Here is a 23,043-nt window from a genome sequence, read left to right as displayed (position 1 = left end):
CATTGGAGTAAAAACAGATGTTAGATCAAAACATTAAAACTCAATTAAAAGCTTACTTAGAACGTTTAGAAAGTCCAATCGAATTAGTGGTTGCTTTAGATGAGTCAGATAAAGCTGCTCAAATTAAAGAATTAGTGACAGAAATCGCTGAGCTTTCTGACAAAGTGACTGCCCGTTTTGATGGCAACAATACACGTCGTCCAAGCTTTGGTGTAGCTAAAGCAGGTGATCAACCGCGTGTGTTCTTTGCTGGCTTACCAATGGGTCATGAGTTTACATCTTTGATCTTGGCTCTGTTACAAGTGTCTGGCTATGCACCTAAAGTGTCAAATGGAGTGCTTAATCAGATTAAAGGCTTAAACCTCAAAGCTAACTTTGATGTGTTTGTATCGCTAAGCTGTCATAACTGTCCGGATGTGGTACAGGCGCTGAATCTGATCGCGATTTACAACCCGAACACCACAGCAACCATGATTGATGGTTCATTCTTCCAAGACGAAGTGGAACAACGCAAAATCATGGCTGTACCGATGGTATTCCAAGACAATGAGCACATTGGCCAAGGCCGTATGACCCTTGAAGAGATTGTGGCAAAACTTGATACCAACTCGGCTGAAAAAGATGCAGCAGTACTCAATGCCAAAGATGCTTTTGATGTGTTAGTGATTGGTGGTGGACCTGCAGGTGCAACAGCTGCAATCTATGCAGCACGTAAAGGCATTAACACAGGTATCGTAGCTGAACGCTTCGGTGGTCAGGTCATGGATACCATGGACATTGAAAACTTCACGTCTGTGCAAAAGACTCAAGGTCCTAAGTTTGCTGCTGAGATGGAAGCACATGTTCGTGAATATGATGTCGATATCATGAACCTGCAACGTGTCAGCAAAATCACAGGTGCCAACCAAACTGCAAATGGTCTGGTTGCAGTTGAACTTGAAAACGGTGCAAAACTTGAATCGAAAACAGTAATCCTTTCTACAGGAGCACGTTGGAGAGAAATGAATGTACCGGGTGAGCAAGAATACCGTACCCGTGGTGTTGCGTACTGCCCACACTGTGATGGTCCATTGTTCAAAGGTAAACGTGTTGCCGTGATTGGTGGTGGTAACTCAGGTGTTGAAGCTGCAATTGACCTTGCAGGGATTGTTGAGCATGTAACTCTGGTTGAGTTCGACACTAAACTTCGTGCTGACCAAGTCTTGCAAAACAAACTGCATAGCTTGCCAAACACAACTGTGATTATGAATGCCTTAAGTACAGAAGTGTTAGGTGACGGCTCACAAGTAACTGGTCTTAAATATAAAGACCGTGCGACTGATGAAGAGCATGTGGTAGAGCTTGCAGGGATCTTTGTACAGATTGGTTTATTACCGAACACTGACTTCTTAAAAGACAGTGAAGTTGAGTTAACCAACCGTGGAGAGATTATTGTGAATGACCGCAACGAAACCAATGTTCAAGGTGTATTTGCTGCGGGTGACTGTACCACTGTACCTTACAAGCAAATCATTATTGCTACAGGTGAAGGCGCTAAAGCATCGCTCTCTGCGTTTGATTACATCATCCGTTCTGGGCAGTAAAATCTAGTCTAAAACAAAAGAGCCAAAGGATATCCTTTGGCTCTTTTTATTTTTTATGGTTTATACAAACCGTGTTCGACTAAATGCTCTCGTAAAATACGACGTAGCTCTAATACCGCTTGTGGTGTGAGCTGAATTGAATGACCACCCGGAAGAACTTTCTCAGATTTTGCGCCTTCTAGGTGAGCGCTCTTATAGGGAACAATACCATCGGTAATCACATTTGGATCATCGCTCTTGGTAATGTTACCCATAATTGAGTGGAAGACTAATCCTTGGTGTGGGTTAATATTTTCAGTGAGTTCCATAAATTTAGATTGATGGCTTAAGTCACTTGGTCCATTTTGAATCAGACCATTATCAATGTTATTCAAGAAATCTTTAACATCTAGGTTTTCAGTGGTGAGTGATGTTGCTACAGCAGATAAAAAAGCACCCGGCAAACGAATAATTTTACGAGCAGCTAACGTAAACCATCGATCTGCATAATCTGTACCTCTGTGAGGCGATGCCAAGAAAATTGCACGATCAAAGTTAGCAATTGAATGCATTTGCAATCGCTCGGTAACCATAGGATGTTTCTTGAAACGATTTTGTTGCCGAACGGTCATCAACTTCAAAGCTGGTTGAGTAATATCACCATCACTGACTAGTAAACGGCTAATAATACCGCCCATACTATGACCTACAAGCACAGCATCATGTGCAGCAGGGTCACTTGGGTTTAGCGAACCAAACGCTTGTTTAAGCAGTGCATAAATTTGGAAGCGACTTTCCAAAATTGGCATGTTGGTCGAGTAGAAAACTTGCCAAACCTGATAGTTATCTCTTAAAACAGTATCGCCCATGACATCGTTAGTGAGCGCAATCCATGCCTCGGGGCTACTTGCCAAACCATGTACCAACACAATAATTTTTTTGTTTGGATTATAAGGTTCGAGCATATATAAATGCGGCATAGTTAAATGCTGATCACGATCAATCAGACTTAAATAAGCCGCTACACCTAAGTTATTTTCAGCTAGCCATAAGCCATAAGGTGCAGAGAAGTTCGCAGCTAGCGGATATTGCTTGCCTGCTACATTAATATTGTCGGTGCGATAAGGGTCATAAACTCGAATCACAAATTCTGGGTTATTTAGAATATCTTGAACAGTTTTGGCATTTTTAGGCTCAGCCACAATCGTTGCAGCTAAATAACGGGCATGGTGAATATTCGGATTCACACCATTTTTATAGCTGTAATTGAGTGGATCTAAAATATATTCATTAATGTCTTCTTTTCCAGAACTCGGAAAAACAGCCACAAATTCAGAACCGAAACCATCACGACGATTGATTGTTCTTAAACCAGAGAAATTTAAGTTATAGCTCGAAATTAATTTCTCTAACTTTTGGCCAGTTAATTGTCTATGAAACTCAAAGTCTATTGAATAAATACTCTTACCAATATGGATTTGTGGTTCTACCACATTTTTTTTCGGGTATCTTAAATCATAAACACTCACCATTTTGGCAATGGCTTGATTATAAAAGTCGCGTATTTGAACTTGTCTATTATCAAAAATACGGTCGGTCGGCTGACGTTTGGTTGAAAACAAATAGGCATAACTATAACGGATGCTCTTGTCGAGTAAGTTCAATTGCTGGTCTAAGCAATCGTCATATTTATTCTGAATCGCTTTTTGTTCATCAGACGCTTTGTGTTTAGTGAATCGACTAATTTTACACTCGGAAGAATCTGATAAAGCCATTGCTTTTGCCAGATACATTTCGCTCGCAGCAGATAAAAGCTGTTCGTCTAAAATTTGTGGAAGATTTTTAAGCTGATTAACACAGGTGTCAGGGGAATCTGTACAGGTTTTGGCCTCTTGTCCTGACATAGACAAAACGTTAAGACTTGCTTCACTCAGTTTATCTTGAGTAAGAATACTATTACGTTCATTTGCAATAGTAACGTTGAGAGCTTGTTGCTTAACATTGACCACCTGACATCCACTCAGAATTGAACCGAGGAGTATGACCGTGAAGAGCGCTGAGTTTTTTTTTCTAACAAACATTATGGTCAAATATGTGGATCAGTAATATGCTGATCATACAAATTTTAAAGTATTTTTCAATTGATCAAATATAAAAAAGGGCTGTCAAATCAGCCCTTTTTAATAAGCCTATACTCTTACTTTTTTGCAGGTGCAGTAGTTGGAGTAGCTGGTGCCATAGCAGGGTTTGTTAAAACTTGCCATACATTCCAACGACCTTGTTTTTCAATTTCTTGAATTAAACGATCTGCAACTTCAGCTTCGTCAGGGTATTTAACCTTGTAATTTTTCAAAGTCTGAATCGCATTTTTCTTTTGTTCCATTGCAATATAGTTGTTTGCAGCGGCTAAATATGCTTCTTGAACATCACCTTTAATGGCTTTGTCTAAGTATGGAATAGCTTCACGTTGACCACCACCCTCAGACAAACCAAAACCAAACCAGAAATTCGTTTCTGCATCGTCTGGGTTAATTTTTAAAAGTCTTTGTGCATATTCTAGAGATCTAGTTGTATGCGCAGTACCTAAATCAAGGTTACGGGCAAGTACGCTTGCTTTAAAAGCACGAATAAGAATATCAAATGACGCATTTGGATTAGCAGCTAATGTATCTAAGCGCTGAGTGACTTCTTTAAGTTTGCTTTCAAAACCTTTACGTTCTTGACGGTCAGTAAAGCGAGGTGGGTAGTGACGAGCTTTACCTTCAACAAGTTGTAAGAAGTCATCAATTTCAGTCACATCAATTTCATTATCGCCCGCTAAAACTGCGTATTTCATTGAACGTTGTGAATTATTGATAGTAGGTACAATCAGTTTATTTGTATCTAATGTAAGGGATTTAGTTGGATCGTCCTGACGAGTTACCACCATTTTAGTTACAGGCTGTGCTGCAGCTTCTTTTAAAGCGACTTCAAACGCAGGTGGAGCATCATAATTAAATGGATTTAACGCATAAAATGGAGGAGTAAGCTCTGGTTCCTTGAAAACAAAAGGTTCAATTTTTTGTTCTTTTACAGGTGCCATTGTACACGCTGTTAAACTAGAAGTTGCAAGGATTAAATACGCCAATGGCTTAAAATTCATAGGATCTTCCGTTCATTTTAGTAAAGTCAGATTTGGTACAGCTAAGTCTAGGAAAAGCTAAACCCACATGCAAGGGTAAGCGTGTTACATTATGAATCAAGAATATTACGTTTTTGATGTCTTATTTTGTGCACCGCATTCACGACGAACTTCTTCAAGAATTTTTAGCTCTTCATCACTAAAAGGCTGTTCATCTTGGCTTTCTTTTTTGAAAGTGGGGTCAAGTTCAGATAAGCGTTGGCACAAACTATTCATACGTGTTTCATTATGTTGAATACGGTCAAGTAAAACTCGCATTCCTTCTAAAATTGGGTCAGATTGATCAGCAGTAGTCGCATACGGAGCAAAACCAATACTCTGTGCATAATCACGGCGACGTTCTTCATCTTTATCTTTAGTTTTGTCGGCATCTTTATAAATATAGCGAGCAGGGTTTCCAACTGCTGTTACACCAGCAGGAACCGCTTTTGTCACAACAGCATTTGAACCAACTTTAGCACCTTTACCTACTGTAAATGGGCCTAAGATTTTTGCACCAGCCCCTACAACCACACCATCTTCTAGCGTTGGATGGCGTTTGCCAGTTTTCCATGTGGTACCACCTAAGGTAACACCATGATAAAGCGTTACATCGTCACCAATTTCAGCAGTTTCACCAATTACAACGCCCATACCATGATCGATAAAGAAGCGTTTACCAATTTTGGCACCAGGATGGATTTCAATACCTGTTGCAAAACGGCTAAATGATGAAACAAAGCGGGCAGTCCCTTTGCAATCTTTTTTCCAAAGCTCATGTGCAAGTCTGTGCAAGAGCAAGGCATGAATACCAGGATAAGTGGTGAGTACTTCAAATGTATTTCGTGCAGCAGGATCTCGCGCGAATACAGCCTGTATATCTTCTTTAAGCTGTTTAAGCATTGGATTGATCCTCCTTATCCGATGATGCTTTTTTCCATTTGCCGCTAGTCAGAGCTTGAACTCGACTAAAAATACCGCGAAGTAAATGATATTCCATACGATCTAATTGTATACGACCAAATAAACGACGCAAGCGTAAAGGTAATAAACGAGGATTTTCTGGATCTAAAAATTCAATTTCAGTGAGCATTTTTTCCAAGTGAGGGTAAAACTCTTCCATTTGTTGCTGAGTGACTAAAGGCTCATCCCATTGCATGCTTTGGCCTTGGGCAAGTGGCATTTGTCCATCATCAGAAACAGACTCTTTTTGCTCTAATACCGACATGCGAAGTTCGTAACATACGACTTGAATCGCTTGAGCAACGTTAAGTACACCATAGTCCGAGTTTACAGGAATAGTAAGGTGATAGTTTGCTAAAGCTAATTCTTCGTTGGTTAAGCCGCGGTCTTCACGTCCGAAAACGATCGCAATCTGTTGACCTTGTGAAGCTGCCTTAATTGCTTCTTTGGAAGCAGGGCGTACATCAAGCAAAGGCCATGGAATAGTACGACTACGCGCACTTGTTCCAAAAACTAAATGGCAATCTTTAATCGCGTCTTCGAGTGTTTCAACAATTTCAACTTGTTCTAATAAATCTTGTGCACCAGCAGCAAGCGCCTGAATATCTGGATGTGGATAGGTCTTTGGTGAAACCAGAACCAACTTACTCAAGCCCATTGTTTTCATTGCGCGTAAAGCACTGCCAATATTAGCAGGCAAAGTGGTATTGACCATGACAATACGCACTTGTGCTAATTGTTTTGACACAGCGGTGTCGTCAAACAAACTCATAAGATTTCCAGAAATTACGAATATTGAGAAACTTCGCTTTGGTATGAATCCAACGCATCATCAATAGTCATGTCCACAGGAGGTGAGGCAACAGGTTGTGGACGAACAGGTTCTGCTGCTTTAGCTGCCTTAGATTTTACCTGATATTCAATATGAATATTATCTTTGCCAAAGTAATCTCTCAGTTTGGCAAGAAGTTCATCTAAAGGAGCGACTTTCCATTGCGGACCAAGCTGAAGCTCAGCTTGCGCATATGGTTGGTCAATCTGTAGTTGTATTGCAATATGCTGATGCATATCGACGTTACAATAAGGCAATAATATATTTTGTAGATCTTTAGCCAAACTTGGTTGCATTAAATCATGGGTTAATTTGATTTGAATACTATTGGCACGTTTTTGTCTGATTTCATTTAAGTTAAATGCTTTGGTTAATCGCCCCATTGGACGATCAAAGCCTTCACGCTCATAAATTTCGCCTTCAAAGACGACTACACGTTCAACTTGAATGATATCTTTAAAGCGTTGGAAACGCTCATGGTTACAGCTTACTTCAATACGTGCTGTTCCATCGTCGAGTACGATAACAACACGGTTTGGGAAGTTGGCTACATCAAGAACAAGACCTGCATAAACAGTCGTTACGCCACGACGAGTTGCGGTAATTTCATTAAGTTTTGCAGGAATAAAGGCTTTGAGTTCTTGACGGTAAACATCAATAGGGTGACCTGTTAAATACAAACCAAGTGTGTCTTTTTCACCCTTAAGACGAACTTCATCGCTCCACGGCTTAACTGGCTTAGCGGGTTTACGTTGAACTTCTTCAACTTCACCAAATAAGTCCATAATGCCGCTTTCACGGTTACTTCGGGCTTGTTCAGCAGCTTGTACGGCTTCAGGCAATTGAGCCATTAAACTCGAACGTTCAATACCTAAACAATCTAGCGCACCAGCACGGATAAGTGCCTCTAAAGTTCGTTTATTGATTTTTTTCAAATCAATACGGTGGCAGAAGTCGAATAGGTCGGTATAAGGCCCTTGTTGACGACGGGAGTCAATAACAGACTGCATGGCCTGTTCACCAACGCCTTTAATTGCACCTAAACCATAAACAATGGTTTTATCATCACTGGCATGGAAATGATAAGTCGACATGTTAACCGATGGAGGTAAGACCTCGAGTCCGTTATTTCGACAGTCATCAATCAAAAATACGACACTGTCAGTGTTCTGCATTTCCGATGACATTACTGCTGCCATAAACTCGGCAGGATAATGTGCTTTTAACCATGCTGTATGATATGCAACAAGCGCATAAGCAGCTGCGTGTGATTTGTTGAAACCATAGCCTGCGAACTTTTCCATATAGTCAAAGATATGGTTCGCTGTGCTTTCATCAATACCTTTTTGTCCAGCACCTTCAAGGAAGATTTGGCGTTGTTTCACCATTTCTTCAGGTTTCTTTTTACCCATTGCACGGCGAAGTAAGTCAGCGCCACCGAGCGTATAACCCGCACAAATCTGTGCAGTTTGCATTACCTGTTCTTGGTAAACCATAATCCCGTAGGTTGGCTCTAATACGCCTTCAAGCAAAGGATGAAGATATTCAAAATCTCCACCATGCATACGGTGAATAAAGTCAGGAATCAGGTCCATCGGGCCCGGACGATACAAAGACACGAACGCAATAATTTCTTCGAATTTACTTGGACGTGCCTCTTTCAGCATTCGTTTCATACCGACGGATTCAAACTGGAATACCGCGGTTGTATTTGCATCGGCAAAGACAGAATAAGCTTTAGGATCGTCAAGAGGGACGTGAGAAATGTTTAAAGGGTCATTGCCACGATTTTTATTAATATTTTGAATAGCATCTTCAATAACTGTTAAGTTACGTAAGCCCAAGAAGTCGAATTTTACGAGACCTGCAGCTTCTACGTCATCTTTATCGTATTGAGCTACACGGTTAGTACCGTCGGCGTCACAAAGTACCGCAGAGAAATCGGTAATTTTACCGGGTGCAATAACAACACCACCGGCATGTTTACCGGTATTTCGGGTAATGCCTTCTAACTTTAATGCCATTTCCCAAATTTCACTGGCATCATCATTATCTGGGTTTGAAGGATTAGTGACGATATCTTTAAGCTGAGGTTCCATCTCAATCGCAGTTGCCAAATCTACACCGAGTGGTTTAGTTGGAACCATTTTTGAAATACGGTCAGCTAGACCATAAGATTTACCTAAAACACGGGCAACGTCACGAATCGCACCTTTTGCAGCCATGGTACCGAACGTGGCAATCTGGGAAACCGCTTCACGGCCATAAGTACGTGATACATAGTCAATAACACGGTCACGACCTGCGATACAGAAGTCGACGTCAAAGTCGGGCATCGATACACGTTCTGGGTTTAAGAAACGTTCAAAGAGTAGATCGTAACGAAGAGGGTCAAGGTCGGTAATTTTTAAGCTATATGCAACCAATGAACCAGCACCAGAACCACGGCCCGGGCCTACAGGGACACCATTATTTTTTGCCCATTGAATGAAGTCCATGACGATAAGGAAGTAGCCGGGGAATCCCATTTTAAGAATGATTCCGACTTCATAATCAATTCGCTCATCATATGGCTTACGAATTTCTGGCCAGTCTTCACCACGTTTTTCAACTGGGTAAAGATAGTTTAAACGCTCTTCCAAACCTTCTTTTGATAAGTGCTCAAAATAGCTGTCGATGGTAAAACCATCAGGAATTGGGTACTCAGGTAAGAAGTAAGTGCCGAGTTTTAAGCTGACATTACAGCGTTTAGCAATATGATATGTGTTTTCAATAGCACTCGGGATGTCTGAAAATAGCTCGATCATTTCATCTGAGGTTTTGAAATGCTGTTCCGGGCTATATAAACGTGGACGTCGGTCATCTGCTAAAACATAACCATCTGCAATACATACACGTGCTTCGTGTGCTTCGAAGTCTTCTTTTTCAACAAAGTGCACATCGTTATGTGCAACTACACCAATTTTGTATTTAGCTGCAAGTTTGGCAGCTTCTTGAATAAAGTCTTCTTCGCCCGGACGATCAGTACGTGTTAAAGCAAGATAAACACGATCGCCAAACTTTTCGATCCATTCTTCGAGTAAAGGTTCAGCTTTTTGTGGGTTAGATGAGCAAAGCATTTGCCCAACATCGCTGTGCTGACCCAGTAAAACAATAATATCTTGGTGTTGTTCTAGAACCCATTCTTTTTGTACGCAAGGGATACTGAGTTGTTGACCTTCAATGAAGCCACGCGAAACAATTTCAGTCATACCTTTCCATCCAACCTCACTCATTGCAAGTAACGTTGCACGATGCTGGGCATCGTTAAGACGGATGGTGCTACCTAAAATAGGTTTAATACCCTTTTTTAGACAAGAGTTATAAAACTTTACAGCAGCATGCAGGTTGGATAAGTCGGTAAGTGCCAGCGCAGGCATTTCATCCTTTACAGCAGCCTTGACCAAGTCGGGTATGCGAACAATCGACTCTGTAATCGAAAATTCTGTGTAAATACCGAGATGAACAAACTGCATAAACCAATCCTTAATGCGACCGAAGCATAGTTTAACACGCAAAGTTCAAACGAAATGCTTAATATTTTGGCAACTGTTATGGATTTTAGTATTTAAACAGAATGTTGAGAACACGAAAGTGGAGGATTGACCAAAGATGGAGTGTATTTTCAAGGAGAGAATTAAGGAGAAAAGAACCAGCCCAAATCAGTTTGGGCTGGTTGAAAAACTTAGTACTGCCAGAACATACGTTGAATTTCTTTAGCATCATTAGTCTTAGTAAGAGCTAAAGCTGCAAGAAGACGTGCTTTTTGTGGGTTTAAGTCATGAGCAGCTACCCAACCATATTTATCATCAGGTTGTTCAGCATTACGTAATACGAAACCTTGTGGTACACGTGATGAACGGATAATTTGAATACCGTCTTTATCATGAAGTTTTTGTAAAGTTGGAACGATATAGTTCGCAACAGAACCGTTACCTGTACCCGCATGGATAATCGCTTTAGCGCCAGCTTTTGCATATGCTTCATAAGCATCAGGAAGCATAGAGTCTGAACCGTAAACGATTTGTACGAGTGGAAGTGCATCACCTTTAATATTTTCAATATTAAATTCTGAAGCATTTGCAAAACGTTTAACAGACTGTCTGAACCAGTATGGTTTACCTTCAACTAATGTACCTAAAGCACCCCATTGGCTAACAAAAGCATTTGTATGAATGTTAATGCCTTTAGTTACATCACGTGCAGCAAAAATAGAGTCGTTCATGAGAACCATAACGCCTTTATTTTTTGCTTCATCAGAAGCTGCTAAAGCAACTGCGCTATAAAGGTTAAGTGGTCCATCTGCTGAAAGTGCAGTTGAAGGACGCATTGAACCAACAACAACAATTGGTTTGTCAGTATGAACAACAAGATTTAAGAAAAATGCTGTTTCTTCTAAAGTATCTGTACCATGAGTAATTACGACACCATTCACAGATGGCTTCTTAACAAGGTCGTTTACTTGACGAGCAATTTGTAATAATTCCTTGTCAGTAATACTTTCAGAAGCAACCTGTAATGCTTGAATGCCGCTTACATTTGCCAAATCTTTGATTTGTGGCACTGCATTGATTAAAGCATCAACTGGAACTTTTGCTGCTGTGTAAGTTGCACTATTTGCTGAGCTTGCGCCAGCACCAGCGATTGTACCGCCAGTAGCAACGACAACAACATTGTTTTTTGCGTAAAGTGGGAGAGAGCAGGCCAATAAGCCCATAGCTAAACCGAAAGATTTAACAGTTTTAGTCAACATCGAAAATATCCTTATGAAGTGACGAAGTAGAAGTTTGCTGAATACGCCTGCTTTTCCTAAGCAAAATACATACCATATAAAACATATTCGCAACTTGTCTGAATAAGAAGCATCCCTGAATATCATTTTGTTTCGACAACAATCATTTAGTCATTGCTCTTATTCAGCGCTAATAAATATCATGAAAAAAATAAAAAATCTATTAAGTTTTTCTAATTTATCTCTCTTTTTTTACTTTTTTATATAAAGATTACAAATGACTTTTTTATTATTATAAAAATAAAAAATAATAGGTGGTTTTGAAGTTTTATTTACCATGTGATAATTTTATATTGTTGATTTTTAATGTTATAGTTAAAATTATAAATAATATTAAAATTCATATAGTTAAACTCAATAATAATTTCAGTTATTTAATATAAATAATAAGCAATAAATTGAATTAAAAAGTAAGCAATTCATCTGTATTTTTAAAAATATAAATTTTGATTGTTTGGTTTTTATTCTTTTTTTAAGGTTTGGGTTTGATAAATTTAATAGGAGTTAAAATCTATTTTTTAGGCTATCATTTAATATAAAAATATCCGTAAATTTTTATTGTTTAATTTTAGAATAAAAAAAGAGCAATTTTATTGGTCATATAAAATTGCTCTTTAGTTGGGAGAGTGGGAGAAAAGAGAAACTTAAGCGATCGTTTGTTCTTGTGTTGTTTTAATTAATACAGGTTCTGGTGACTCTTCAATATCAGCAACTTTGTCACCTTCAAGTTTTGCGACGACTGCGGTAGCAATACTATTACCAACCACATTTGTAGCGGTGCGACCCATATCTAGGAATTGGTCAATTCCGAGCAATAATAAAATGCCAGCTTCAGGTAAATGGAACATCGTCAGGGTTGCTGAAATCACCACAATAGAAGCTCTCGAAACACCTGCAATACCTTTACTTGTCACCATAAGCGTTAACAAAATCAAGATTTGTTGGGTGAAGCTCAAATCAATATGGTAAGCCTGCGCAATAAAGAGTACTGCAAATGTGGTGTACATCATTGAACCATCTAGGTTAAATGAATAACCCAAAGGTAAAACGAAACTGGTCACTTTTTTAGGCACACCGAACTTATTTAAGGCATCCATAACTTTAGGATAAGCCGATTCGCTCGAAGCTGTAGCAAAAGCAAGTGTTACAGGTTCTCGAATTAACTTACCTAAACGGAAGATATCTTTTTTAAGTACGATTGCACCAACAGAGAACAAAATGATCCAAAGTAATAAAAGACCGAAGTAGAACTCTGCAATTAAAATACCGTAGTCAACAATTAAGCCTAGGCCTTGTACGGTAATTGCAGATGCAATCGCTGCAAACACTGCTACAGGTGCAAATTTCATGACGTAATCAGTAATACGGAACATGATTTTACTGAGTTCATCCGTTAGACGAATAATAACGGAGTCTTTTTCTTTACCCTGATTTACATAAGCAAGTGCTGAACCAAAGAAGATGGCAAAGACAAGCACTTGTAAAATATCATTATTTGCCATTGCTTCTGCAATACTGCGCGGGAATACATGGCTTAAGAATGACTGTAGTGTAAAGCCAGTAGTCGCTGGGAGAGTGGCGCTACTGAGTTCTTGAGCTGTTGGTAATACTAAATTTAATGCTGCGCCAGGCTGGAAAAAGTTGACTAAGCCCATACCGATTGCAAGCGATACAAACGACGCAGTAATAAACCAAGTCATTGACTTAAGCGTGATACTACCAATAGAAGTTGATTTACCCATAGATACAATGCCAGACACAATTGTGGCAAATACCAATGGTGCAATAATCATTTTGATGAGACGTAAAAAGATATCTGTGACGATATTAAAATAAGAAGCGATTTGCTTCAGTTGCTCACCTTCGTTAAAGAAGTGGTGACAGATCCAACCCGTCAATACTCCTAATAAAATAGCAACCACAATATACTTGAGCAATTTCTTTTGCTTCATATGAACCTCTATCCTTTGGGTTCAATCATCTTTTAGATGGGCTAGAGATGATTGAAAAGCTTTCCTTGTAACTTCAGTTCGGTCCTTTAACTGATTTCATCTTCCTAAATCTGCATCAGTGTTAACCGAATCGAATATGGTGATGTTGTTATGGAAAGGGATTGTTGCTCGATTTTGAAGCAGTGTGAAATGCAAAAAAATATCAACTCATGCATTTTTTGCATAATTGCTAAAAAGCAAATAAAGGAAAAATATAATAATTTAATCGAATGGTAAAAAATCTTAGTTTCTTTTTAGGGAACGAGTGTAGTGAATTAAATTTATTAAAAAAATATATGAATCAATATATTAATTTAATTTATTAATTTTTTAAATAGAAGCGAATAAATTTTAAATGCATATATAGATGATATAAAAAACAAAAAAGGCATCTAATTTAAGATGCCTTTTTTATTATGCATTTTTTAACGGCGATTTGCTAAGAAACGACCTAAACGACCAATTGCTTCACGTAATTCATTTTCTGCTGGTAAGAAAACAACGCGGAAATGGTCTGGTGTTGGCCAGTTAAATCCCGTTCCTTGTACTAAAAGTACTTTTTCGGCACGAAGTAAATCTAACATTAATTTTTCATCGTCTTCGATTGGGTAAATGTTAGGATCAAGTCGTGGGAAACAATACATTGCACCTTCTGGTTTAACACAGCTTACCCCAGGAATCTCATTTAACATTTCCCATGCGATATTGCGCTGTTCATATAAACGACCTCCCGGGCGGATTAAGTCATTAATAGATTGATAGCCACCAAGTGCAGTTTGAATTGCATATTGAGCTTGTACGTTTGCACATAAACGCATAGAAGCCAACATGTCTAGGCCTTCAATATAATCTAATGCACGACTTCTATCGCCTGTGATTGCCATCCAACCTGAACGGAAACCAGCAATACGATAAGCTTTTGATAAGCCATTGAACGAAATACATAGCTGATCGCCGGCTAAAGAGGCAACTGAAACGTGCTCAATTCCGTCATAAACAATTTTGTCGTAAATTTCGTCAGCAAATAGAATGAGGTCGTATTTCTTGGCAAGTGCCACAATTTGTTCAAGCACGTGGCGTGGATATACCGAACCAGTTGGATTGTTTGGGTTAATAATCACAATACCGCGCGTATTTGAAGTAATTTTACTTTCAATATCGGCAATATCTGGATACCAACTGTTTTCTTCATCACATTTATAGTGAATGGCAGTACCACCTGAAAGATTAACGGCTGCTGTCCAAAGTGGATAGTCCGGCATTGGAATGAGCATTTCATCGCCATCATCAAGTAGACCTTGCATAGCCATGACAATAAGTTCAGACACGCCGTTACCGATATACACGTCATTCACGTGCATATTTAGGATGCCTTTTTGCTGGTAATACTGGCAGATCGCTTTACGTGCTGGAAAGATACCTTTTGAGTCAACATAGCCAATTGCATTTGGCAGGTTTAAAGCAACGTCATTAATAATTTCTTGTGGTGCTTCAAAACCAAATGGAGCAGGGTTGCCGATATTTAGCTTAATGATTTTATGTCCTTGCTCTTCCATTTCATTGGCGGCTCGTAATACAGGTCCGCGAATGTCATAGCAAACATGCTCAAGCTTCGATGATTTCTTAATTTCCCGAGAAGTTGGCATGGATTGGAGAGTAGCAGTATTTTTAGACATAGCTGGATTCACTTTTGCATATCGGTATAAATAACTTTTAAATGTTTTAACTGTCACCAAATTCAGATCGTGTTGATCTTTTAGTAATTCAACAATTTTTTCATGGGTAAAGCCCGATTGCTGATACTGTTTGATAACTGGTAATAGTTGCTGGAAAAGCACACTTTTTTTCTGAGACATGTTTTGTCCTATACAACCGTGCCAAACAAGAATAGCACCATCTTTGCTTCCTTGAAAGAAAATAAAGCATAAATCTGCTTACTTTTGTTTTTATAATTTGCTTACCTTTTGCTTTCCATTACTTAGATGATTAAATTCCAACAAATTTTACGTTCAGAGACTAGTGTTTTTTTGATGAATGGCGTAAATATAAAATACGATTATCAATTTATGTTTACATCAGAATAAAAGGTGCAGCTCATGGGAAAAGTTAATAAAACAGACCGGGAATGGCAAAGAGAGTTATCACCAGAAGAATATCGGATAACGCGACAAAAGGGCACTGAACCAGCTTTTACGGGGCAATACTGGAACACTAAGCAACACGGTACTTATGTTTGTCGTTGTTGTGGCGCGGAATTGTTCTCATCAGATGCGAAATACGATAGCGGTTGCGGCTGGCCAAGTTTCTTTCGTCCAGTAAATGGAACGGTCATTGAAGAACATGAAGATTTAACGCATGGTATGGTCAGAACAGAAATTGTTTGTCATGATTGCGAAGCTCATCTTGGGCATGTTTTTGAAGATGGACCACAGCCGACTGGTTTGCGCTACTGTGTGAACTCGGCATCATTACAACTTAAAACACAAGAAAAAAATGACGAGGAAACTTATCCATGAGTAACATTTATCAGTTTGAAGCTGAATTGTTAGAAGGTGATATTAAGCAATTTGCTGATTACAAAGGTAAAGTTTTATTAATTGTAAATACTGCCAGCAAATGTGGTTTTACTCCACAATTTGCGGGTCTCGAAAAACTTTATGAAAAATATAAAGATCAAGGTTTAGAAGTTTTAGGTTTTCCCTGCAATCAGTTTGGTGGGCAAGATCCAGGAAATAATAAAGAAATCGGAGCATTCTGCCAGCGAAATTATGGGGTGAAGTTCCCTATGTTTGCCAAAGTAGATGTAAAAGGCCCTGAAGCTCATGTGATTTTTAGATATTTAACACGTGAAGCAAAAGGAATTTTGGGAAGTAGTAGTATTAAATGGAACTTTACCAAGTTTTTGGTTGGCAAAGATGGTTCAGTTTTAAATCGTTATGCACCTACAACTAAACCAGAGGCATTGGAAGCCGATATTGAAAAAGCATTAGCGGGCTAATCGATTCAATGAACGCTATTCCTCAACCTTTCGAGTTTTGGCAAGATCGGCGAATGCCATATGTTGAAACTCGAAGGTCGTGTTTTAGCCGAACATGTTATAAGTCTCATAGCCATCCAACATTTTCAATTGGTGCTGTAGACGAAGGGAATAGTATTTTTAAAAGTTCTTTTAGCACTGCGCAAGAGATCTCCGCGGGTACTTTAGTTATTGTACCCGCCCATATTGAGCATTCTTGTAATCCTAAGCCAAATATGGCTTGGAGTTACCAAATGTTGCATTTAGATCTGACTTGGTTAAGCCAGTTATATTCAGAGTTTCAACAGCAAGGTTTTGATTTGCATCTGCCACAGCATAAGCCGATCATTATAAAAGATGAAACTTTATACAAAGCTCTTACTGAAATGAATAAGACACTTTTTGATACGCAAAAGCTAATTCTTGAAAAGGAACAGGCGCTTCTTCATTGTCTTATACATTTGTTATTGCCTCATTTTATTTTAGAAGAAATACAAAAACCTCAATATTTATATAAAGATTTTCTAAATTTGGTCGATGTGATTACTTCTTCTGAGAATTTTATTTCTTTAGAGGAACTTGCCCAGCAGGTTGGTTTGAGCAGATAGGCAATCATACGGCTATTTAAAGCCAATGTTGGTTTAACACCACATGCCTTTCAAATAAATTTAAAGATTAACCAAGCTCGAGAACTCCTTAAACAAGGAATTTCACTCGCAGAGCTGGCTGTCAATTTAGGCTTTAGTGATCAAAGTCATTTTCATAAAGCATTTAAAGCCCATACTGGAGTTACTCCTCGACAGTTTCAACTTGCAGCCGCGCAATAATTTACAAGAAATGATTCGCTTCTATTTTTAAGATTTTCCAGACTGTTTTATAGATGAAGCTGTTATGGAAATTTTTTTAGTTCTCGTATTTACTCATTTCTTAGCATTGTTATCTCCGGGTCCAGATTTCTTTTTAATTCTCACTAGTCTTCTGCAAAAAGGACGCGGTTATACCTATGGTGTTGTTTTGGGCATTACTTTCGGAAATGCTTTAATTTTAGCTGCATGTTTGTTTGGTTTTATGCTGCTTGGAGATTTGAGCAGTAGCATTCTTACATTATTGAAATGGCTTAGTGCAGCTTATTTAGTTTATTTGAGTGTTCTTTGCTTTAAGGCAGCCAGATCTAGTGTTTTATCTTTTTCAACTGAAGACAATAATTTAAGTGATCAAGCCAACCTTAAGAAAAACAAAATTAAAAGTTTAATGTTAGGTGTGCAGTCTAGTCTTCTAAATCCTAAAAATATTATGTTTTATAGTAGTTTGATGCTGCTTATACAATATAAGTTCAGCTTAATTCAAAAACTGCTCATGAGTGTATGGATGGTTGGAGTTGTTCTTGGTTGGAATATTCTACTGATTGGATTACTTACTCAGGGGCGGGTTTTAGACAAAATTAAGCGCTCTGCGACAGGTTTATACTATTGTTCTAGTATTGCTTTTATTATTTTTGCTGTGCTTTTGATTACCTATAAATAGTGTTATAGCCCAGTTGTACAACCTGAGTAAAAGGCTGTACAACTGCCAAGAAGAGACTTAAAGAACTGCTTTTAAACGCATAACTACTTCTTCACATTGTGCCAAGTCTGCCACTAAAGCCATACGTACATGGTTGGCTCCAGGGTTACCTTGTTCCGTATCACGAGATAGATAACGACCCGGTAAAACTTTAATGTGTGCTTTTTCCATGAGCATCTTGGCAAAAGTTTCATCATTATCAACTTTTAGCCAATAGTAAAAACCAGCATCAGGTTTTTGTAATGGCAGTAAATGGCCTAGTTCAGATTGGAATAAGTCAAATTTTGCACGATATTGCTTACGGTTTTCTTCAACATGATCTTCATCATTCCATGCCGCAATTGATGCAAGTTGATGTTGAACAGGCATTGCTGCACCGTGATAGGTACGGTATTGCAAATATGGTTTTAATAAATCAGCATCACCTGCTACAAAACCTGAGCGCATACCCGGTAAGTTTGAACGTTTTGAAAGTGAATGGAAGACGATACAGTTTTTGTAGTCATCACGTCCAAGTTCAGCACAAACTTCTAATAAACCTGTAGGGGCTTGGTCGAACCAAAGTTCTGAATAACATTCATCAGAAGCAATAACAAAATTATATCGATCAGATAAGGCAATCAGCTTTTTAAATTGTTCTTTAGAAAGCACAGTACCTGTTGGGTTCCCCGGTGTACATACAAAAAGAAGGGCTGTTTTTTCCCATACTTCAGCTGGCACTGCATCAAAATCACCTAAGTATCCGTTTTCTTCTGTACAATTAATGAAATATGGCTTTGCGCCGGCAAGTAATGCTGCACCTTCATAAATTTGATAAAACGGATTCGGCATTACCACATACGGTGCATCTTCACGGTTAATTAATGCTTGAACAAAAGAGAAAATTCCTTCACGCGTACCAGACACTGGCAAAATGTGGTTTTCAGCACTAATACTATTCAGTTTAAAACGCTTAGTTAGCCAGTCTGCAATACTTTGGCGAAGCTCAGGTAAGCCTTTACTGTTTGGGTAAGTGGATAGATGGTTAAAGTTATCAATAATAGCCTGTTTAACAAACTCTGGTGCTGGGTGCTTCGGTTCGCCAATTGATAGAGGAATCAAGGGAAGGTTAGCTGGGGTAATATCCTTAAAAAGTTGGTTTAACTTTTCAAATGGATACGGATGTAATAACGACAAGCTAGAGTTCATTAAACAGTTACCAAGTAGTTGAGTTTCAGTGCTGACAAATTTGATTAGATGCTTCATCTAATGCAGCTTTCAGTTTTTCCGAGAAGAGTTTAACCTCTTCGTGATTCAGCGGTTTCCCATCTTTTTTGGTGACAAAGAAAATATCTTCGGCACGTTCACCTAAAGTTGCAATTCGGGCTGAATGGATGTCTAAACCTTGCATCATAAATAAACCACCTACACGTGCAAGTAGGCCAGGATGGTCAAGTGTTGAAATTTCGACCATGTTTTGCTGTAAAGCTTCATTCAATGTAACGTCGACTGTATTTTCAATGTCAAAGTGACGTAATTGACGTGGAATACGGCGTTGCATGAGTCCCGGATATTGGTCTGGCTGACTAAGCGCCTTCACCAATGCATTTTTAACAGTTTCTTCGCGTTCTGGGTCGGTAAGCAATGTACCGAAACGATCCAGTACAACATAGGTGTCTAAGCTAAATGCTGTACTTGCCGTGATAATTTTTGCGTCCTGAACGTCTAGGTTCATTCGGTCTAAAACGGCAACGGTTGTAGCAAACAGGTTAGGTTGATCGCGTGTATAAATAAAGATTTGTACCGCATCTTGAGCTGCTTTACGGTGAGCACGCAAGAGGACTAATGGCTCTGGGTTATCACCATGTTTTAAAATTGCTTGTGTGTGCCATGCAATTTCATCTGCCGATTCTTTAATGAAGTATTCATCACCCAGTTCTTGCCATACTTTTTCGACATCTGCTAATGCGAAGTTATTCACGAGTAATTCACTTGCTGCAAATTTGGTGTCTTCAATCAGCATTTGATAGTCAACAGGACGGCCTAAACCGGTACGGATTACATCACGGGCATGCGTATAAAGCTGACGCATAAGCGAGGCACGCCATGTGTTCCAAAGTTTTGGATTTGTCGCATTAATATCGGCAACCGTTAAGGTGTATAGATAATCGAGATGCTCCATATCGCCAAGTTTTTCTGCAAAGTCTTTGACGACATCTGGATCGGAAATATCTTTTTTCTGAGCAGTGAGTGACATGAGCAAATGGTTTTGAATCAACCAAGCAATTAATTTGCATTCACGTTCTGTAAAGCCATGTGCACGCCCAAACTCAATCGCATCTTCGGCACCGAGTTCGCTATGGTCACCACCACGACCTTTTGCGATGTCATGGAATAAAGCAGCAATAAATACAATATCTTGACGCGCAAGACGTTGGAAAACTGAACTTACAACAGGGAACTCTTTAGCAAATTCAGGTTCTCTAAAACGATTTAAATTGCGCAGTAATAATAAAGTATGAGCATCGACTGTATAGATATGGAATAGGTCATATTGCATAAGACCCATAATTTGACCAAAAGCAGGAATATAGTTTCCTAAAACACCATAACGTTTCATCGCAACCAAGGTATCGTATAGACGATATGGTGAGCGAATAATCGACATAAACAATGCTTGGTTTTCTGGGTTATTACGGTAATTTTGGTTAATTCTTTTCGCTGCAAGAATCAATAAACGCAAAGTACGAGCACGAATACCTTCGATATCTGGTCTATTCGCTAAAATATAGAACAACTCTAAAATCGCACTTGGATGTTCTGCAAATATTTTATGATGCTGTACGGCAAGTTTATTATCGACAATTTTAAAGTGATCGTTAACAACTTCAATTTTGCGTTCGTAGTTGGGGAGTCGAGGGGTAATCACCGATTCGCTAAAATACGCCAGTAGCATTTCATTCAGTGTCGAAACTTGCTGCGCCGTACGGTAGTAGCGTTTCATGAACTGCTCAACGCCGTAATTTACAGGTTGACCTTCTTGACGAACATAGCCAAATTTTGCGGCGATTTCTCTTTGATGGTCAAAAAGCAAACGGTTTTCGTCACGTTTCGCTAAACGGTGTAAGTGGTGACGAATTTCCCAAAGAAAACTTTCAGCTTCTTCTAAAACACCCAACTCAAATTCTGAAATAAAGCCTAAATGTACTAAGTCATAAATACGGTTTACACGGAAGTGGCGTTTGGCAATCCAACCAATCTGGTTAATATCGCGAATACCGCCGGGTGCATTTTTAATGTCAGGTTCTAAATTACTTTCAGTATTGTTGTGTTGGTGGTAACGCTTAGCTTGTTCTGCCATTTTTGCGTCATAAAAGGTTTTATCTGTCCACGTCTGCGAAACAATGCGGCGAGGCCATCTCGCAAGTTGAGTATTACCTGTAATTAAACGCGCTTCAATGAGTGTTGTTGCAACGGTTAAATCGGTAGCAGCCTGCTCAACACAACTTTGAATGGTACGAACGCTAATGCCGGGTTTAAAGTTTCCAACGTCCCATAATGAAGAAATAAAAGTAGAGATACGTTTTTCATTTTCTTCACTGATTTCATGTTCTGACAAAATCATGATATCGACGTCAGAGTAGGGTAGCATTTCACGGCGCCCATAGCCACCTACAGCAAAAAGACCCAATTCAGCCTGATCAAGTTCAGCATGTTTCCATAAAAAGATCAGTGCCTCATCAACTAGATCTGAACGGGCTTTAATAATTTCACGAATAGATTGCCCATTTTCATATGAATCTTGCAATTGCTTTTCTACATCCGTTCGCCACTGATTAATGGCTTTAATATCATGATGACTTGAGACATAGTTCAACAATGGCGATGTATTGATCATGAAAATGGGTCTACCAATAAGTAAAAATTAAGAGTTTGTTTGAACACTTACTTGATCAGCGGTTTCTTTCGCTAAAGTACGAGCAAGATCAGTATTTTCAGCACGAGCAGTTGCAACACCCATACGACGACGTTTGAAACCTTCCGGTTTACCAAACAAACGTAAGTCGGTATCTGGATGAGCTAAAGCTACATTCAGATTGCTATAACTTAAATTGTTAGCATCTACACCTGCATAAATTACGGCACTGGCGGCCACACTGTGGCGTGCTGTGTTTACAGGTAAACCTAAAATGGCACGTGCATGCAGTTCAAATTCACTTTGATACTGAGACGCTAAAGTTACAAGTCCTGTGTCGTGTGGACGAGGTGAAACTTCACTGAACCAAACTTTATCGCCCTTAATAAACAGTTCTACACCAAAAATACCACAGCCACCAAGTGCTGTTGTCACTTTATTTGCAATACGTTTTGCTTCTTCAAGTGCAGCAGGGGTCATGGGTTGAGGTTGCCAGCTTTCTACATAATCGCCTGCATCTTGGCGGTGGCCAATTGGGTCACAGTAGTGAGTTTCAATTTCACCGGTTTCAGGGTTTTTAGCACGAACAGTAAGTAAGGTAATTTCAAAATCAAAATCAATTTGAGATTCAATAATGACAGTGCCTTGATTAACACGGCCACCTTGCATTGCATATTCCCAAGCCGCATCGACTTCATCGAAACTTTTTACACGAGACTGACCTTTACCTGAAGATGACATGACTGGTTTTACAAAGTTAGGATAACCAATATCATCACAAGCAGCGCGGAAACTTTCTAAAGAGTCAGCAAAACGATAAGCAGAAGTAGGTAAACCAAGCTCTTCAGCCGCAAGGCGACGAATACCTTCACGGTTCATGGTGAGGTTTACAGCTTTAGCAGAAGGAATAACAGTTGCTGTTTGGTTAGCTTCAATCTCAAGCAAAACTTCTGTCGCAATTGCTTCAATTTCTGGAACAATTAAATTCGGTTTAACTTTTTCAATGAGCTGTTTTAATTGAGCAGGATCAGCCATATTTAACACATAAGAAAAGTGTGCAACTTGCATGGCTGGTGCGTGATCATAACGGTCGGCTGCATGTACTTCAACACCAAGGCGTTGTAAAGAAATTACAACTTCTTTGCCAAGCTCTCCTGAACCTAACAATAAAACTTTAAATGCAGAAGATTGAAGTGGGGTACCGAGTGTCACGCTCATGCGAATCATCCT

15 protein-coding genes and 1 pseudogene are annotated in these 23,043 nt (G+C 39.1%); 5 read left to right on the top strand and 11 right to left on the bottom strand.

Annotated elements, in window-relative coordinates; genetic code table 11:
- Positions 1–17 precede the first annotated feature (17 nt).
- Positions 18–1,583: an alkyl hydroperoxide reductase subunit F gene (gene ahpF / locus ACIF8R_RS04850; RefSeq protein WP_396479399.1), complete on the top strand. Its 1,566-nt coding sequence runs from the start codon at positions 18–20 to the stop codon at positions 1,581–1,583.
- A 53-nt stretch (positions 1,584–1,636) separates the two neighbouring features.
- On the opposite strand, the gene ACIF8R_RS04845 is transcribed toward ahpF, so the two are convergent.
- The 8 genes from ACIF8R_RS04845 to ACIF8R_RS04810 form a co-directional block, all read right to left on the bottom strand.
- Positions 1,637–3,643, bottom strand: coding sequence for an esterase/lipase family protein (locus tag ACIF8R_RS04845; RefSeq protein WP_396479397.1), 2,007 nt, complete (start codon positions 3,641–3,643; stop codon positions 1,637–1,639).
- Positions 3,644–3,759: 116 nt separating this feature from the next.
- Positions 3,760–4,704 (bottom strand): ABUW_2363 family tetratricopeptide repeat lipoprotein, encoded by a 945-nt coding sequence (locus ACIF8R_RS04840; RefSeq protein WP_396479395.1) that lies wholly within the window; start codon positions 4,702–4,704, stop codon positions 3,760–3,762.
- Between the two features lie 105 nt (positions 4,705–4,809).
- Positions 4,810–5,625 carry a serine O-acetyltransferase gene (cysE, locus tag ACIF8R_RS04835; RefSeq protein WP_311071465.1) on the bottom strand — a complete coding sequence of 272 codons (816 nt, stop codon included), beginning with the start codon at positions 5,623–5,625 and terminating at the stop codon, positions 4,810–4,812.
- Positions 5,618–6,457 (bottom strand): RNA methyltransferase, encoded by an 840-nt coding sequence (locus ACIF8R_RS04830; protein ID WP_004887591.1) that lies wholly within the window; start codon positions 6,455–6,457, stop codon positions 5,618–5,620. The genes cysE and ACIF8R_RS04830 overlap by 8 nt, the downstream gene beginning before the upstream one ends.
- A 14-nt stretch (positions 6,458–6,471) precedes the next feature.
- On the bottom strand, positions 6,472–10,032 hold the full coding sequence (gene dnaE, locus ACIF8R_RS04825; protein WP_087606492.1) for a DNA polymerase III subunit alpha: 3,561 nt from the start codon (positions 10,030–10,032) through the stop codon (positions 6,472–6,474).
- A gap of 209 nt (positions 10,033–10,241) precedes the next feature.
- Positions 10,242–11,309 (bottom strand): type II asparaginase, encoded by a 1,068-nt coding sequence (locus tag ACIF8R_RS04820; RefSeq protein ID WP_022574713.1) that lies wholly within the window; start codon positions 11,307–11,309, stop codon positions 10,242–10,244.
- 683 nt (positions 11,310–11,992) lie between these two features.
- Complete coding sequence (locus ACIF8R_RS04815; protein ID WP_263613521.1) at positions 11,993–13,300, bottom strand: dicarboxylate/amino acid:cation symporter; 1,308 nt, start codon at positions 13,298–13,300, stop codon at positions 11,993–11,995.
- A 464-nt stretch (positions 13,301–13,764) separates the two neighbouring features.
- The gene (locus ACIF8R_RS04810) at positions 13,765–15,195 is read right to left on the bottom strand and encodes a pyridoxal phosphate-dependent aminotransferase (RefSeq protein WP_263613522.1); all 1,431 of its coding nucleotides are present in this window, start codon (positions 15,193–15,195) and stop codon (positions 13,765–13,767) included.
- Between the two features lie 240 nt (positions 15,196–15,435).
- On the opposite strand from ACIF8R_RS04810, the gene msrB reads away from it, so the two are divergent.
- From msrB to ACIF8R_RS04790, 4 genes and pseudogenes are all read left to right on the top strand, one after another.
- A complete protein-coding gene (msrB, locus tag ACIF8R_RS04805; RefSeq protein WP_004702186.1) occupies positions 15,436–15,855 on the top strand; it encodes a peptide-methionine (R)-S-oxide reductase MsrB in 420 nt (139 codons plus the stop codon).
- Positions 15,852–16,337, top strand: coding sequence for a glutathione peroxidase (locus tag ACIF8R_RS04800; protein WP_002050111.1), 486 nt, complete (start codon positions 15,852–15,854; stop codon positions 16,335–16,337). The genes msrB and ACIF8R_RS04800 overlap by 4 nt, the downstream gene beginning before the upstream one ends.
- Positions 16,337–17,182: pseudogene (locus tag ACIF8R_RS04795) on the top strand (AraC family transcriptional regulator). The gene ACIF8R_RS04800 and the pseudogene ACIF8R_RS04795 overlap by 1 nt, the downstream one beginning before the upstream one ends.
- Before the next feature lie 64 nt (positions 17,183–17,246).
- Positions 17,247–17,879 carry a LysE family translocator gene (locus tag ACIF8R_RS04790; RefSeq protein WP_396479392.1) on the top strand — a complete coding sequence of 211 codons (633 nt, stop codon included), beginning with the start codon at positions 17,247–17,249 and terminating at the stop codon, positions 17,877–17,879.
- A 57-nt stretch (positions 17,880–17,936) separates the two neighbouring features.
- On the opposite strand, the gene dapC is transcribed toward ACIF8R_RS04790, so the two are convergent.
- Genes dapC through purT form a run of 3 tightly spaced genes read right to left on the bottom strand, consistent with a single transcriptional unit; the run spans position 17,937 to position 23,040 of the window.
- A complete protein-coding gene (gene dapC, locus ACIF8R_RS04785; RefSeq protein ID WP_396479531.1) occupies positions 17,937–19,106 on the bottom strand; it encodes a succinyldiaminopimelate transaminase in 1,170 nt (389 codons plus the stop codon).
- Between the two features lie 25 nt (positions 19,107–19,131).
- Positions 19,132–21,795: a [protein-PII] uridylyltransferase gene (gene glnD, locus ACIF8R_RS04780; protein WP_396479390.1), complete on the bottom strand. Its 2,664-nt coding sequence runs from the start codon at positions 21,793–21,795 to the stop codon at positions 19,132–19,134.
- A 27-nt stretch (positions 21,796–21,822) separates the two neighbouring features.
- Positions 21,823–23,040: a formate-dependent phosphoribosylglycinamide formyltransferase gene (gene purT, locus ACIF8R_RS04775; protein ID WP_311071455.1), complete on the bottom strand. Its 1,218-nt coding sequence runs from the start codon at positions 23,038–23,040 to the stop codon at positions 21,823–21,825.
- Positions 23,041–23,043 lie beyond the last annotated feature (3 nt).

Source organism: Acinetobacter sp. ABJ_C4_1, assembly GCF_044538495.1.
GTDB lineage: Bacteria > Pseudomonadota > Gammaproteobacteria > Pseudomonadales > Moraxellaceae > Acinetobacter > Acinetobacter nosocomialis_A.
The sequence above is the reverse complement of the archived record's forward strand: the minus strand, read 5'-3'. Positions and strand labels throughout refer to the sequence as shown.

Excerpts from the sequence above, each read along its gene's own strand:
- ahpF (WP_396479399.1), top strand. The coding sequence starts at position 18 with ATGTTAGATCAAAACATTAAAACTCAATTAAAAGCTTACTTAGAACGT.
- ACIF8R_RS04845 (WP_396479397.1), bottom strand. The coding sequence starts at position 3,643 with ATGTTTGTTAGAAAAAAAAACTCAGCGCTCTTCACGGTCATACTCCTC.
- ACIF8R_RS04840 (WP_396479395.1), bottom strand. The coding sequence starts at position 4,704 with ATGAATTTTAAGCCATTGGCGTATTTAATCCTTGCAACTTCTAGTTTA.
- cysE (WP_311071465.1), bottom strand. The coding sequence starts at position 5,625 with ATGCTTAAACAGCTTAAAGAAGATATACAGGCTGTATTCGCGCGAGAT.
- ACIF8R_RS04830 (WP_004887591.1), bottom strand. The coding sequence starts at position 6,457 with ATGAGTTTGTTTGACGACACCGCTGTGTCAAAACAATTAGCACAAGTG.
- dnaE (WP_087606492.1), bottom strand. The coding sequence starts at position 10,032 with ATGCAGTTTGTTCATCTCGGTATTTACACAGAATTTTCGATTACAGAG.
- ACIF8R_RS04820 (WP_022574713.1), bottom strand. The coding sequence starts at position 11,309 with ATGTTGACTAAAACTGTTAAATCTTTCGGTTTAGCTATGGGCTTATTG.
- ACIF8R_RS04815 (WP_263613521.1), bottom strand. The coding sequence starts at position 13,300 with ATGAAGCAAAAGAAATTGCTCAAGTATATTGTGGTTGCTATTTTATTA.
- ACIF8R_RS04810 (WP_263613522.1), bottom strand. The coding sequence starts at position 15,195 with ATGTCTCAGAAAAAAAGTGTGCTTTTCCAGCAACTATTACCAGTTATC.
- msrB (WP_004702186.1), top strand. The coding sequence starts at position 15,436 with ATGGGAAAAGTTAATAAAACAGACCGGGAATGGCAAAGAGAGTTATCA.
- ACIF8R_RS04800 (WP_002050111.1), top strand. The coding sequence starts at position 15,852 with ATGAGTAACATTTATCAGTTTGAAGCTGAATTGTTAGAAGGTGATATT.
- ACIF8R_RS04790 (WP_396479392.1), top strand. The coding sequence starts at position 17,247 with ATGGAAATTTTTTTAGTTCTCGTATTTACTCATTTCTTAGCATTGTTA.
- dapC (WP_396479531.1), bottom strand. The coding sequence starts at position 19,106 with ATGAACTCTAGCTTGTCGTTATTACATCCGTATCCATTTGAAAAGTTA.
- glnD (WP_396479390.1), bottom strand. The coding sequence starts at position 21,795 with ATGATCAATACATCGCCATTGTTGAACTATGTCTCAAGTCATCATGAT.
- purT (WP_311071455.1), bottom strand. The coding sequence starts at position 23,040 with ATGATTCGCATGAGCGTGACACTCGGTACCCCACTTCAATCTTCTGCA.